Below are 12,728 nucleotides of genomic sequence, written 5' to 3' on the forward strand. Positions count from 1 at the left end.
ATTCACTACTACAACTATCGAAGAACCAAACAAAAGCTCAGAGGACTGTCGCCGGTAGAATACCGCATTCAGTCCTCTGTAGCAGCCTAAGTCTGTCTGTGTCTAACTTTTTGGGGTCAATTCATTAAGGTTAGCGGGGCCTTTGCCGATGCTTTGAGACTGCACGCTAGGTACTTCCGATCTGTGTAAAATTGTAAGCATTACGAATAAACTCAATATAGTCAAAGAGCGTTATCCTGTCAACACGAAAAACGGACGCTGTCCTTGAAGAGACGGCATCCGTGTGAATATAAGAAGCGCTTTAGATCGAAAAGCTCGTTTTCTTCAGTTCTTCCGTGCTGAACAGAATATCGTAATCCTTGATGTCTTCCCGCCGAACAAATTGCTCCGCAACTTTCCGAACAGACGCTTCATCGGGTCCATGAATCATGGCGTATAAATTATACGGCCAATCGGGATGCGCCCGGCGCTTGTAGCAGTGGCTGACTTCCGAATAACCGGCCAGCCTTTTTCCTGCCTCAGGTATTTGCTCCTCAGGAAGTACGCAGATGAACAGGCCGTTTGCTGAAAATCCCGCTTCCCTATGCTTTAGAACGGCTCCGATTCGTTTGAGTGCTCCTCCTGCCTGCAGCGCCTGCAAGCGCAGAAACACCTCTTCCAAGCTGCAACCTGTCTTATTGGCAATATCGGTATACGGTTCAGTTGACAACGGAAGATCTCCCTGCAGTTCGCGGATCAGCTGCAAATCCGTTATTTCTATTTTGCATGGTTCCTGTTTGGAAGTTGCGACTCCATTCAAGTTCGGGCTGGGTGTAATAGCTGATGCACCAGCCGTTTCTTCCATATTCAAGAAGACCTTTAGTTTAAATAATTGCTCGGAGGGAAACTCATATAACAGCGGCCCGCCCGCCGCTTCACGGATCGTTTCAAGAATAGCCCCCCGTTCTTCCTCGGTCCGGGAAGTCAGCGTGAACCACATATTGAGCCTGCTGCGCCGGCGGTAGTTATGGGTTACGCCTCTATACCTGTTGACGACAGCAGCGGTCTGATAAAAAAGCTCCTCCCTGACTGCCATCGCATACAGACAGCCTCTAAATCCCAGTCCCGCCGGATTAAACACCCCGCCGATCCGCCGGATGAATCCCTCTTTCTTCAGCCTTTCAAGCCTTTGAAGCACATCTTCCTGGCGCAATTCCAGTTCCTCCGCAATGGCATTCCAAGGGCGTCTGACCAGAGGAAGCCCGATTTGCAGCCGATTCAGCAGCTTCCGGTCGTTCGAATCCAGGTCCACTGTTCCCACCTCCCCAGCTTACAGCGCCGCCGATCTTTTGTAACACCACGGCTCTTCGGCCATGAAATTGCCGCCGCTGTAATAGTACGATCTCGCCCGGCAGCCGCCACAAATCCCCACATCGGGACAGGAGCCGCATTCTCCTTCATATTTCTTGAAGTCCCTTAAATCTCGAAACACCGGATTATCCCGCCATATTTCATCAAAAGGCTGCTCGCGAACATTCCCCACCTTGACCGGCAGGTACGGACAAATATGGACCTCGCCACTCGGCAGCACCGAACAATAGGAGATCCCGGCCAGACAACCGCGCGTGTACCGCATTTCCAGCCCCATGCTCTTGGCAAGCGGCATGAACTGGGGAGCGCATGTCGGTTTGATTTCAAGGGATGTTGATTTCTGTTTGGACAGAACACTGCGCAGAACCGAGTAATACCGTTCCCGCTTCAGCCCGTCTTCTTCGATATGGACGGCCCGTCCGGTCGGGACGAGAAAGAACGGGTGCAGAGAGGATACATGAAGCTCCTCGGCAAGCTGGGCAACCTGCCCGAAATCATCCATATTGCCCTCGGTCAGCGTCATGTTAATCTGCACTCTCAGACCGGCTTTCTGAGCATAACGGATGCCCTCCAATGCTTGCTGCCAGCCTTCCGGCGCATTCCTGAACCGGTTGTGATACTCAGGCGTGGCGCTGTCTATGCTGATCGCAATGCCTCCCAGACCCGCTTTTTTCAGCTCCGCAGCTTTGGCGGCGGTCAGGAGCGTGCCGTTGCTGCCAAGTGCGGGACGAAGGCCGATAGACGAGGCATACGCGATCAATTCGCAGAGATCTTCACGGATTAAGGGCTCGCCACCACTGAATATGAGAAGCTTGAATCCGGCCTGCTTGATTTGATCAATGAGCCGGATGCCTTCCTCCGTGGTTAGCTGGTCCTCTACAGACGATGTCGGCCCCGAGTCGCGATAGCAGTGTTCGCAGTATAAATTGCATTTCTTGGTCACATTCCAGGAAACGAGCATGTGTATTCAGCCATCCTTTCCAGTGTTATACGATTCCAATTTCACGGTCACTTAAATAACAGGATGGGTCCTCCGCCCAGAAATCACCGCTTACCGAAGCCCGGGCCCGGAAATTCCCGTTACAGATATCCAGCCAATTGCATTCTCTACAGCGTCCCTTTAGCAGCGGTTTACGGTCGCGCAGGCCGGCCATTAGCGGATGAGCGGCATCACGCCAAATCTCGCTGAATTTCTGCTTGCGGATATTGCCGATTTCGATATCTCTCGTGAACTGATCGGGATAGACGTTGCCGTGCCAATCCACGCAGCCGATGGCTATTCCGGAACGGTTGCCGCCGTTTCTCTGAAGCAAGCCAAGCAACTCAGCCGCGCGCTCCGGGTCGTGCTCCATCATCCGCTGGTATAAGTAAACGCCATCCGCATGATTATCAACGGTGAGCAATTCCACCGGTTTGCCTTTGCCATGCAGGTCCATCGCTTTAGCCATAATCCGGTCAAGAGCATGCCGGGATTGTTCATGGGTAACATCCTCTTGCTGCAGAGCGCTCCCGCGGCCGGAATAGACGAGATGGTAGAAGCAGGCCCGAGGAATATTTTCTCGCTCGATCAAATCAAGGACTCCATCCAAGTCTTCATATGTATGTCTGCTGATCGTGAACCGGACCCCTACCTTCTGACCAATGGCCAAGCAGTTTCGGATACCCTGGAGCGCCTGCTTAAAGGCTCCTTTTCGCCCGCGAAATTCATCATGGCGCTCTTCCAGCCCATCCAGGCTTACACCGACATATTTAACCCCTGCTTCTTTTAGCATCTTCGCTCTGTCCATGGTAATCAATGTGCCATTGGTCGATACTACCGGCCGAAGCCCTTTGCTTGACGCATAAGAAATCAGCTCATAAATATCTTTACGGATCAGAGGCTCTCCACCGGAAAAAAGCAGTACCGGCACCTGGAAGGTGGCCAGATTATCAATAAACCCCTTAGCTTCCTCCGTCGACATTTCATCGGGATCATGGGCAGGACAGGCATTCGCATAACAATGTTTACAGGTTAAGTTGCAAGCCCGTGTCGAATTCCATACGACGACAGGCCCTCTGCCCGCGGAAACGCCATGCGGTTTGTGTCCCGGCTTAATGGTATAACGAAGGTCATCGCCTTCTCCCTTCATACCAGTAAGTAGTTTCGTTACATTAATCATTTCCGTTCCCTCATCTCCCTATAATTAGATACCCGTTCTTTTTATCTTAAAATAACTTGTGAGAATAAGGATATGCGCTATTATCTTGCTCTTGCGCCGCATTAATGCTTGGGTCTGCAATAAGAAGCGCCTGACGGCGTCTTATTAGAGCTTATGCTTCCGAAGTAGCGATATGAGTATCGCTTTTAGGTACGTTTACCCGCAATGCTGCCGGTATCAAAAAGGTCGTGGCCGAAATGTTTTTTTCTTATAGCTGAAAAATTGCTAGGTGGACTTTGCTATTCATTCAGAAATGGAGGCTCATACGCTAAAAACGATGGAATCCTTAAGGCCGAAGATGATGTCATCCATGCAACGCGATATGCAGAAAAATCTACCGATTGAAGCAAGTCATCTGCACGGTGCACTTCTGGCATTGGCTTCTAATCGTAATATGTCATATCCGATACTTGAAACGGTGAATGCCCGATTAAAGGTCTATGAGCGTTTGTTGGACACAACTAACATTTAGATAACTGATGAATGCCTGCCGTTGAATACGAAGTAGGTGGCAATCCGAAAAAGCAGATCCTTCTATGATGAAGGATCTGCTTTGGATTTTTCTATACCTGTCCTTTGCATGCTTGCTCAAGCCCCTGAAGTAATGCTTCCAGTTCCTGTCTAGTTTCAGCGTTTGTAATGATGCCTTCTTGGTTCAGCTTTAATGTGATATGTGGAATAATGACCTTTCCATTTTCCACAATCTCTGCATTGATCATTTGCAATGTGAGCAGCAGCGAAGCGTGAGCCAGGTTACCGCCCATAGGGGACGGTGAGGCGCTAATGACTGCTGTGGGCTTATTTACAAATTCACCTGAAGATACGAGCCAATCCAAGGCATTTTTTAAAGCACCTGGCACACCATTCCCATATTCCGGCGTACAGATCAGCACTCCATCAGCTTGTTTCAATTGCTCCCGCAGTTCTCTTACGGAAGCTGGTCCCTCCTCTACATCCAAGTCAGGATTAAAATGGGGCAGGTTCCCCAAACCATCATATACCGTGAATGTTACATTTTCAGAAGCCAGTCCTATAGTAGCCTTCATAAGTGCGGTATTGGAAGACTTTTGACGAAGACTCCCCGATATAGCCAATATCTTAATCTTCTGTTCCATCCATATCATCTCGTTTCTTTTAACTTGATCTAATCTTGATACTCAGTGTACTACAGTCAACGCCAGGAAAATCAAAAAAATGCCTGCGGCATCGCAGGCATTTGTGATCAAGCATCCATGGTCATTATTATATTCGTTTCGTGTAGTGCTATATTAGGTATCCTTCTCTTGTTTGCGTTGTACCCCGATCAGGTCAAGGAAGAAAACAAACAACGGGATACCTACAATCAAACCCCACACCCCAATCAGGTGCTCAGAGAAAATCAATACAACAAAGGTGAAGAAGATCGGTAAATTGGTTTTGGATGACATCAGCTTCGGGTTCAGGAAATAGGCTTCAATCGCATGAATCACCACGATCAGAATAACCAAATAAATCACATAATTGATTCCCCCCACACTAAACGCAATCAGACCGAGCGGGATCAGGGAAATGAATACACCCGCCACTGGCACCAATCCCAACAAGAATATAATGAGCGCGAGGCCGAGCAGATTGGGGAAACCCATAATCCAAAGAGCCGTCGTCGTCAATATACAGTTGATGAGTGAAATCAATAGTTGAGCTTCCAGCACCTTCCCGAATGTTCCCAGAAACATGCGTCCAAAATGGCCCACTTCCTTGAAGAACCAACCCAGCTTACTATCCACAAATGTAGCTGTAAAGCGTGTAATATAAGACTTTTCCATCAGGAAGAACAAGCTTAAAATAATCGATACCAGCAGTTGTGTTCCCAGTTGGCTGATTTTCATTACCGCATTCCAGCCAGGCTCAAATAACCGCTGAACATTGAGCGTGTCCATAAATTCAATAATCGTTTCGTTCCATTGGTTACGGTCCGGATACATATACGCTTGCTGAATCATCAGATATACCTGCTTGACCTGTACGCTGATTAGCGGCACCATTCGGTACACTCCCCACACGATAATCAAGATCAGCAACCCATATACCAGCAGAAGCACGATCATAGGCGGCACGTTGGCGAACCGCTTGATCAGCTTGTTCACACCGTTATATATACTGCCAATCAGGATCGTAAGCAGCAGTGTTAACAAAATAATATTCATCATGCTTCTTAACATGAAGAGCAGTAAAACGATTATCGCAAGGACAGCTCCCCGCCTGACGCCTGCATGATTCATCCAGTTTCTTACCATTCGTCTTTATTCCCTCTCTCCTACTTGACTGTCACCTTTGCCATCTTCTCATGCATTAACTTTCTCTCTTTAACAATTTACTGTTAGCAATCAATAGAGAACCTACCATGACTAGGATAGCAATGGACCACCAGAATGTATTTTGAGCATCGTCATGGTCCACAATAATGAGCCTGATGACGGCTGTAATCCCAATATAGATGAAATAACGTAATGGAAAATGAAAATTGGTTTTAAAGTACTTAACGATTAATGCAATGAATTCAAAATACAAGAAAAATACAAGCAGCTCTTCCGTGAATTCATAGTAATTTTTGTCGGCTTCTGTATACAAGAACACATATGAAAATATGGACCATGTTTCTTTTAGAAGTAAGAAGCTTAGAACCAATCCGACTAAAAACAGCGAGATATTCAAGATCATTTGCAGAAAACCTGGTAACTTTTTAATATACTTCATTAATGCATTCAATACAGATCCCCTCACTGGTTGTACAGGTTCTTTTATATATTATCGGCGCAATACGTGAAAAATGCTACATTACTTTTGCGGTTATCTTAATAAAAGTATATTCGCCCCGGCAATATAACCAATGGAGATAAAGATCAGCGTCCATACGAGAGAACCGGCGCTGGCCACCAGCATATATTTTCGGACAGGCATCGCACTCAGCCCTGACAAATAGCTTGTTGCATGTCTGACTCCTGGAATAAAGTAACCGAACAAAATGGTCCACAATCCGAAACGCGCAAACCAGCCCTTTACCCGTGCAAACCGCTTCGGTGTCAGTCCTACCCACTTGCCGTGCTTATCTACGAGCGGCTGCCCCAGCTTTTTGCCTAGCGTGTAACTGATCATCATCCCGGTCATTGCTCCAATGAAACTCACTAATATAGATACGGAATAATTCAGTACCATGATAGAGGATAGATAGCCGACAAACACCATAATAATTTCATCAGGAACGGGTAGCCCAATAATTCCAAGGGCAAGAAGTGCAAAAATAGCAATATATCCGTATTGTGTAATCATGCTGATGGCCCATTCCATAGGAACGCCACCTCCTGACCGATTATTTTTTGAAGGACGGGAAGGGAATACGGCTAACCATCAGGAATGACAGCACGACCATGAGTGCCAGCAACAATTCCGGCTTCAAATGCTCACTCCATAAAAACACAAATGACAAAATCACACCCGCAGCCGTTATGGGCATACCCACAAAGCCTTTGCTAAAAGCCATCAGGTTGAATCTCGCCAACCTCACCGCACCGCATATCACAAACAACACAGCTACAAGCGGTCCTATCCAATGAGTATCACCGAGCCTGTACAGCAAGATTAGAAAGGCAGGAGCAACTCCAAATGAGACCACATCCGCCAGCGAATCAAGCTGCTTGCCAAAATCACTGGAGCAATGCAGCAGCCTGGCCAGCAAACCATCCAGTACATCCCATAAGGCAGCCACCACTACGAGGGTAAAGGCGGTCATATATTGCTCATGAATCGTAAAATACAGGGATAGGACCCCGGCCCCCAGATTTGCAAGCGTGCAAAGCGAGGGCAACCAATTCCATTTCATTTCGTTAACTCCTTTGCCATAGCTTAGCCTCCGAATATAACGACAAAACGGACGCCGTCCTTGGTATTCTCCACCTTATAGCGGAATTCATGTAAATCCAGAATCCGTTTAACAATCGACAGCCCGAGTCCTGTCCCACCTGTCTGGCGGCTACGGGACAGCTCAGCCCGGTAGAAACGATTCCAGATCAGCTCTAGCTGATCGTCCGGGATAGTCTCGCCCTTATTTTCAATGGAAAACGTATTGACTTCCCCAGAGCCTTCGATACGAATCGTGATGGAGCTTCCTTCCTCGGCATGCCGTATGGCGTTGACAACAAAGTTGATAATCACCTGTTCCATCCATGCTATATCGGCATGAATCGGCAGCTCATTGGCAGGAATAATGACCACTTCCAGCTTCTTCTCCTTCAACAGGTGGAAGAGCTTATCCACGACCTCCTCCACCAGCTCACTCAAGATAAAGGTCGCCTTGCGAAGCTTGAGGGTTCCGGATTCCAATTTGGCAAGGTCCAGCATATCCTTGACCAATCGCTCCATTTTGTCCGCTTCCTCTACAATGACTTTCATATAATGATCCTGCTTCCCGGCGCTAACCCCATCTTGTAGTCCTTCCGCAAATCCTTTGATGATACTTAGCGGGGTTTTCAGTTCATGAGAAGCATTGGCAAAAAAGTCTTGTTGCACAGCCTCCATCCGCTGCTTCTGTTCCATGTCCTCGACCAATTGCCGATTGGCCTCCTGAAGCTCGCGTAAAGCTGTGTCCAGGTTCTGGGACAGGGTATACATACTGTAGGACAGACTGCCCAGCTCATCATTTTGCCGAATTGGCGTATGGGCTGTAAAATCGAGCTTGGCCATCCGCTTGGCGGCATTATTCAAAGTAATAAGCGGACGGGTTACCATTCGGGAATAGAACAGGGACAAAATCAAAATGAGTGCAAATCCGCCGATCCCCAGATACAGATAAAACCAGCGTAAAGCCTCATTCGTCTCACTGATTTCCTGCAACGATGTCACAGTGAACAGGAGACCAATCTCGCCTGTGCTCTGACGAACAGGATAGACGATAACTGCATTGCGTACCCCTGTCCAAGGTTCCGTCCACTCTTCCTCCAACACCTCAAAGTTTCTAAGCCTCTTCAAATGATCCTGGGATAAAGGAAACCATTCCTCCAGCGCACTAAACAGTAAACCTTGTCGCTGACTCCAGGTTTTCAGATCCGGCAGTACAATCTCTGTCACCGTACCGGACAACCTTACACTGTCATCTGCGCCTGTCTCTTCCGAGGTCGATCCTATTTTTTTGAAACCAAGCTTCTGTATGCCTGTTGGATAAATTAGATTGGCAGAAGAGATGCCGTCGGTTCCCAGCACATCACCTTCAACAGTAACTTGATCACCAGGCTGAATCCGGGCAGCTCTCAGCTCATCTCCGTACTCATTCATAAACAAGGACAGCGATATTTTAACGATTTTACCATCTGCTTTTCTGAGATTGATATGAAACGCATCATCCAGCTTTACCTTGCCGTCCAGCGTTACAATCGCCAACTGGTTTTTATTCTGAAGCATAAAACGGGCTGCCTCACGCGAAACCCTGCCCGATCCCCAGGCCTCCTGGACATAACTTTGAGCGAAGCTTTGCAAGCGGCTTTCCACACGCCCAATCTTCTGCTTCTGGTAAAAATCTTCAAAAAACAGCAACTGACTTAAAATCACCATGCCGTAAAAACACAGGAAAAATACAACCGTCATAATGAACAACTTAAAGGTAACTCCCCGTTTGTTCATTCTTCCTCCTCAAACCTGTAGCCTGTACCAAACACCGTGCGGATATGGCGTGATTCACGTCCCAGCTTACTTCTCAGCTTTTTGATATGCGTATCAACAACTCGTGTATCCCCTGCAAAATCGATACCCCATACCCGGTTCAGTATGGCATCCCGTGAAACAACGATGCCTTTATTATGTATAAGCAGCCGCAGCAGCTCATACTCCTTTGGCGTCAGCTCAACTTCTGCCTGCTCCACCTCAAGCCGATGAGCCATCGTGTTGAGCATAGCATTGCCGAACCGCAAAATATGCGACTCCGGCTGCACATGTCCCTCCACCCGTTTCATCAGCGCGTTCGCGCGGGCAATCAGCACCTTGGGGCTGAAAGGCTTGGTCACGTAGTCATCTGCCCCCAGCTCAAAGCCCAATATTTTATCATCATCCCCGGATTTGGCCGTTAGCAAAATAATCGGCACCCCGGAACGGCTGCGTACCTGACGGCATACTTCCCAACCATCCAGCTCAGGCATCATAATATCGAGTATGATCAGGTCCGGCTCAACCGACTCAAACCAGAGGAGCGCATCTTTTCCATTACCTGCTTCATAGACTTCCCAAATATTTTGTTTAAAATAATCCGCAATGACTTCACGAATACGTATTTCATCCTCCACGAGAAGAACTCTTTTATTCAATCGACTTCCCTCTTTCGGTCATTCTAGGACCATAGCTTATCAAAGAGATGTGTACTTTATGTGTTCTTAACACTTCTTAATCTACAAAAACTTCTCATCCGCAAATTTTACCTTGGATTAGGGCAAATTTGTCTTGGTTCAGGCCATCTCTTCCCCTATGATCCTACCCTATAATATGTAGAGAAACAAAAAGCCTGAACAGGAGGGTAACATATGAGCAATCCAACCATTCAGTGGTTTTCCACTTCCCAAGCAGGTGCTTGGCAATCCCAAGCTCGTCAATTGACCGAAACCCAAGAGAGTGCCAACCTAACCCTTACGGGAGAAACATATCAGCTTGTAGAAGGCTTTGGCGGCTGTTTTAATGAATTGGGTTATGTGGCCCTGAATCATTTGGACAGCGAAAAACGAGCTCAGGTGCTTCATGCTCTCTTTCACCCGGAGGGCGAGCACAAATTCACAATATGCCGTCTTCCTATTGGAGCGAGTGACTACGCGCTGGAATGGTACAGTCACAATGAAACGGATGGCGACATAGAGATGAAGCACTTTTCCATTGAGCGGGATCATCAATATCTCATACCTTTTATTCGTGAAGCGTTACAATTCAATCCGGACTTGAAGCTGTTCGCCTCACCCTGGAGCCCGCCGACATGGATGAAATCACCCAAAGCCTACAATTACGGAACGCTGCGCTGGGAAAAGGATGTTTTGAAAGCGTACGCATTGTATTTTGTCAAGTTTGTTCAGGCATACCGCGAGGCAGGCATTACCATTCATCAGGTTCATGTTCAAAACGAAGTCATTGCCGATCAGAAATTTCCTTCCTGTGTATGGACCGGGGAGCAGCTGCGTGAATTTATTCGTGACTATTTGGGTCCTGCTTTTGAGGAGCACGGATTGGATACAGAAATTTGGCTGGGTACTATTAACGCCCCTGATCCGTGGGAGGAATTAATGAAGAAGACGTCGACCGGATTTGATGAATATGCCCACACCGTGTTAAGTGACCCCGAGGCTTACAAATATATTAAAGGGGTAGGCTACCAGTGGGCAGGCAAACATGCCATTCAGCGCACCGTGGCCAGCTATCCTGAGCTGCGTTACATGCAAACCGAAAATGAATGCGGGAACGGAGAAAACTCCTGGGACTACGCCAAATATGTGTATAACCTGTATCAGCACTACTTCACCAATGGGGTGAACGCTTATATTTACTGGAATATGATTCTGGAGCCGAAAGGCAAGAGCACATGGGGCTGGGAGCAAAATTCGATGATCACCGTTGATCCAGCGGATCGAAAACCTCTTCTGAACCCGGAATATTACGTGATGAAGCACTTTTCCCATTTTGTATTACCAGGGGCTAGACGCATTGGAATTCGAGGTTCATGGGCTGGAAATGCGGTTGCTTTTCAAAATACAGACGGACAAAGAGTTCTGGTTATCGCTAACCCGTTCAAGGAATCTCGTGTGCTGAATCTGTCTGCCGAAGAAACAACACACCGTTTGGAGCTGAAACCTGAGTCCTTTAACACCATTGTTATTTCTGCTTAACCATCGTAGATTTCTGGAAGCTTCCAGCCTGGCGCACATCATCAGATTGTGATTTCAATCGATCCATAATCCAAACGTATGCTTAGTTTCCAAAATGGATGTATCTCCTTTTGCGAAACTGTCGTTATACATAGTATACTTGGAATAACTACGGACAGGAGGTCGATGAACATCACAACTGTAAAAGACCGGATTGATTTGAAGCTGATTAATTGTGATAAAGAATTGACTCTCGCGGTCATCGGTGGCAAATGGAAGCTGATTATTTTGTGGCATCTGGGTATGGAAGGCACCAAGCGGTTCGGTGAATTGAAGAAGCTGATTCCCCATATTACGCAAAAAATGCTAACTAACCAATTGCGCGAGCTGGAAGAAGATCAACTCATTCTACGTAAAGTCTATCCCGTCGTTCCTCCACATGTGGAATATTCGCTCACGGAGCACGGGGAAAGCTTAATTCCGGTACTGAAAGCGATGTACGATTGGGGATCTAACTATCGTGAGAACGTGATCTGGAAAGAGGAAGAAGCGGTTCAGGATGTCACAACCGTGTGATCCCTCATGATCAATTCATTCTCCAATAAACGTAAAAAGGCCTGGACTGTTCATCACAGTCTAGGCTTTTTTACGTTCATCAGCAATGTTCGATTACATTTTCAGCTTCCCTGCACGAATGTCGTCTGTCATTCCAGCATAAGGTGCTTGGGAAATCAATTTTTCGTTGTTCACACCTGCATTTTCGATAAAGGTAATATCCGCAAATTCAGGAACCACATACTTCGGATAGGTTTCATATTTTTCACGCGATTCTTCCATCAGTGGAATAAAATCATTTTGGTAGCACACCGTGATTTCCGGATGCTCATGAACCCATTTAGGGAAGAAAATAATACCATGCATCCGTTTTTCCTCAGGCATAAAGTTCAAAGAAACATCTGTGCCTGTCGGTTCGGTCCATGATACTTTATACACATTCTCTACCAGCTTCACCACATTGACCTTCTGATCACGTACCCAGCGTCCGCCTACCATACCACTATGAATGCGATAATCAATCGTATCCTCATTTTTAATATATATTTCGTACTCCCAGCCATTCTCATAGGTGTAAATCATGTGACTACCGATAAACTTGTCCATCTTGCATCCTTCTTTCCTTATTATGAGTTTGTGAATTGAACAGGACACCAAAACAATAAACAGTTCACTCAAACATGTAAATATAAACATGTTTTTAGTTACATTTAAATTGTAACGCTGTGATATACTATTGTCAAATACCCATGGCGAGGAG

15 protein-coding genes are annotated in these 12,728 nt (G+C 46.9%); 4 read left to right on the forward strand and 11 right to left on the reverse strand.

The window, feature by feature from the left end; all coding sequences use genetic code 11:
- Positions 1 to 90 (forward strand): IS3 family transposase (locus ACQQ6X_RS24035; protein ID WP_305167515.1); only part of this gene is annotated, 90 nt, incomplete at its 5' end.
- Positions 91 to 301: 211 nt separating this feature from the next.
- Here ACQQ6X_RS24035 and ACQQ6X_RS24040 read toward each other — a convergent pair.
- The 3 genes from ACQQ6X_RS24040 to ACQQ6X_RS24050 are packed head-to-tail and all read right to left on the reverse strand — an operon-like array spanning position 302 to position 3,509.
- Positions 302 to 1,291 carry an AsnC family transcriptional regulator gene (locus tag ACQQ6X_RS24040; RefSeq protein WP_305167375.1) on the reverse strand — a complete coding sequence of 330 codons (990 nt, stop codon included), beginning with the start codon at positions 1,289 to 1,291 and terminating at the stop codon, positions 302 to 304.
- 18 nt (positions 1,292 to 1,309) lie between these two features.
- A complete protein-coding gene (locus ACQQ6X_RS24045) occupies positions 1,310 to 2,311 on the reverse strand; it encodes a radical SAM/SPASM domain-containing protein (protein WP_305167376.1) in 1,002 nt (333 codons plus the stop codon).
- 25 nt (positions 2,312 to 2,336) lie between these two features.
- Complete coding sequence (locus ACQQ6X_RS24050) at positions 2,337 to 3,509, reverse strand: radical SAM/SPASM domain-containing protein (RefSeq protein ID WP_305167377.1); 1,173 nt, start codon at positions 3,507 to 3,509, stop codon at positions 2,337 to 2,339.
- Between the two features lie 292 nt (positions 3,510 to 3,801).
- Between ACQQ6X_RS24050 and ACQQ6X_RS24055 the strand changes: the two genes are divergently transcribed.
- Positions 3,802 to 4,020 carry a ketopantoate reductase C-terminal domain-containing protein gene (locus ACQQ6X_RS24055; RefSeq protein WP_305167516.1) on the forward strand — a complete coding sequence of 73 codons (219 nt, stop codon included), beginning with the start codon at positions 3,802 to 3,804 and terminating at the stop codon, positions 4,018 to 4,020.
- A gap of 91 nt (positions 4,021 to 4,111) precedes the next feature.
- On the opposite strand, the gene ACQQ6X_RS24060 is transcribed toward ACQQ6X_RS24055, so the two are convergent.
- The 7 genes from ACQQ6X_RS24060 to ACQQ6X_RS24090 all read right to left on the reverse strand — a co-directional run bounded on the left by ACQQ6X_RS24060 (position 4,112) and on the right by ACQQ6X_RS24090 (position 9,877).
- Positions 4,112 to 4,672 carry an NADPH-dependent FMN reductase gene (locus ACQQ6X_RS24060; RefSeq protein WP_305167378.1) on the reverse strand — a complete coding sequence of 187 codons (561 nt, stop codon included), beginning with the start codon at positions 4,670 to 4,672 and terminating at the stop codon, positions 4,112 to 4,114.
- A 144-nt stretch (positions 4,673 to 4,816) separates the two neighbouring features.
- Positions 4,817 to 5,824: an AI-2E family transporter gene (locus tag ACQQ6X_RS24065; protein WP_149035330.1), complete on the reverse strand. Its 1,008-nt coding sequence runs from the start codon at positions 5,822 to 5,824 to the stop codon at positions 4,817 to 4,819.
- Between the two features lie 55 nt (positions 5,825 to 5,879).
- Positions 5,880 to 6,296, reverse strand: a complete 417-nt coding sequence (psiE, locus tag ACQQ6X_RS24070; RefSeq protein ID WP_149035329.1) for a phosphate-starvation-inducible protein PsiE — start codon at positions 6,294 to 6,296, stop codon at positions 5,880 to 5,882.
- Between the two features lie 81 nt (positions 6,297 to 6,377).
- Positions 6,378 to 6,875 carry a DedA family protein gene (locus ACQQ6X_RS24075; protein ID WP_305167379.1) on the reverse strand — a complete coding sequence of 166 codons (498 nt, stop codon included), beginning with the start codon at positions 6,873 to 6,875 and terminating at the stop codon, positions 6,378 to 6,380.
- Between the two features lie 22 nt (positions 6,876 to 6,897).
- The gene (pssA, locus tag ACQQ6X_RS24080) at positions 6,898 to 7,407 is read right to left on the reverse strand and encodes a CDP-diacylglycerol--serine O-phosphatidyltransferase (protein ID WP_305167380.1); all 510 of its coding nucleotides are present in this window, start codon (positions 7,405 to 7,407) and stop codon (positions 6,898 to 6,900) included.
- A gap of 23 nt (positions 7,408 to 7,430) precedes the next feature.
- Entirely contained in the window at positions 7,431 to 9,200 is a 1,770-nt protein-coding gene (locus tag ACQQ6X_RS24085; RefSeq protein WP_305167381.1) for a sensor histidine kinase, read from the reverse strand.
- On the reverse strand, positions 9,197 to 9,877 hold the full coding sequence (locus ACQQ6X_RS24090; protein ID WP_305167382.1) for a response regulator transcription factor: 681 nt from the start codon (positions 9,875 to 9,877) through the stop codon (positions 9,197 to 9,199). The genes ACQQ6X_RS24085 and ACQQ6X_RS24090 overlap by 4 nt, the downstream gene beginning before the upstream one ends.
- Positions 9,878 to 10,090: 213 nt before the next feature.
- On the opposite strand from ACQQ6X_RS24090, the gene ACQQ6X_RS24095 reads away from it, so the two are divergent.
- Positions 10,091 to 11,434, forward strand: a complete 1,344-nt coding sequence (locus tag ACQQ6X_RS24095) for a glycoside hydrolase family 30 protein (RefSeq protein ID WP_305167383.1) — start codon at positions 10,091 to 10,093, stop codon at positions 11,432 to 11,434.
- A gap of 165 nt (positions 11,435 to 11,599) precedes the next feature.
- Positions 11,600 to 11,989 (forward strand): winged helix-turn-helix transcriptional regulator, encoded by a 390-nt coding sequence (locus ACQQ6X_RS24100; protein ID WP_063211390.1) that lies wholly within the window; start codon positions 11,600 to 11,602, stop codon positions 11,987 to 11,989.
- 93 nt (positions 11,990 to 12,082) lie between these two features.
- Here ACQQ6X_RS24100 and ACQQ6X_RS24105 read toward each other — a convergent pair whose 3' ends face one another.
- Positions 12,083 to 12,574 (reverse strand): phenolic acid decarboxylase, encoded by a 492-nt coding sequence (locus ACQQ6X_RS24105; RefSeq protein ID WP_149035324.1) that lies wholly within the window; start codon positions 12,572 to 12,574, stop codon positions 12,083 to 12,085.
- Positions 12,575 to 12,728: the final 154 nt, after the last annotated feature.

The sequence above is a fragment of the Paenibacillus ottowii genome (genome assembly GCF_050516475.1).
Taxonomy (GTDB): domain Bacteria; phylum Bacillota; class Bacilli; order Paenibacillales; family Paenibacillaceae; genus Paenibacillus; species Paenibacillus ottowii.

Bases quoted from the DNA above. Each gene is read 5' to 3' on its own strand.
- ACQQ6X_RS24045 (WP_305167376.1), bottom strand. From the start codon at position 2,311: ATGCTCGTTTCCTGGAATGTGACCAAGAAATGCAATTTATACTGCGAA.
- ACQQ6X_RS24050 (WP_305167377.1), bottom strand. From the start codon at position 3,509: ATGATTAATGTAACGAAACTACTTACTGGTATGAAGGGAGAAGGCGAT.
- ACQQ6X_RS24055 (WP_305167516.1), top strand. From the start codon at position 3,802: ATGGAGGCTCATACGCTAAAAACGATGGAATCCTTAAGGCCGAAGATG.
- ACQQ6X_RS24060 (WP_305167378.1), bottom strand. From the start codon at position 4,672: ATGATATGGATGGAACAGAAGATTAAGATATTGGCTATATCGGGGAGT.
- ACQQ6X_RS24065 (WP_149035330.1), bottom strand. From the start codon at position 5,824: ATGGTAAGAAACTGGATGAATCATGCAGGCGTCAGGCGGGGAGCTGTC.
- ACQQ6X_RS24075 (WP_305167379.1), bottom strand. From the start codon at position 6,875: ATGGAATGGGCCATCAGCATGATTACACAATACGGATATATTGCTATT.
- pssA (WP_305167380.1), bottom strand. From the start codon at position 7,407: ATGAAATGGAATTGGTTGCCCTCGCTTTGCACGCTTGCAAATCTGGGG.
- ACQQ6X_RS24085 (WP_305167381.1), bottom strand. From the start codon at position 9,200: ATGAACAAACGGGGAGTTACCTTTAAGTTGTTCATTATGACGGTTGTA.
- ACQQ6X_RS24095 (WP_305167383.1), top strand. From the start codon at position 10,091: ATGAGCAATCCAACCATTCAGTGGTTTTCCACTTCCCAAGCAGGTGCT.
- ACQQ6X_RS24100 (WP_063211390.1), top strand. From the start codon at position 11,600: ATGAACATCACAACTGTAAAAGACCGGATTGATTTGAAGCTGATTAAT.
- ACQQ6X_RS24105 (WP_149035324.1), bottom strand. From the start codon at position 12,574: ATGGACAAGTTTATCGGTAGTCACATGATTTACACCTATGAGAATGGC.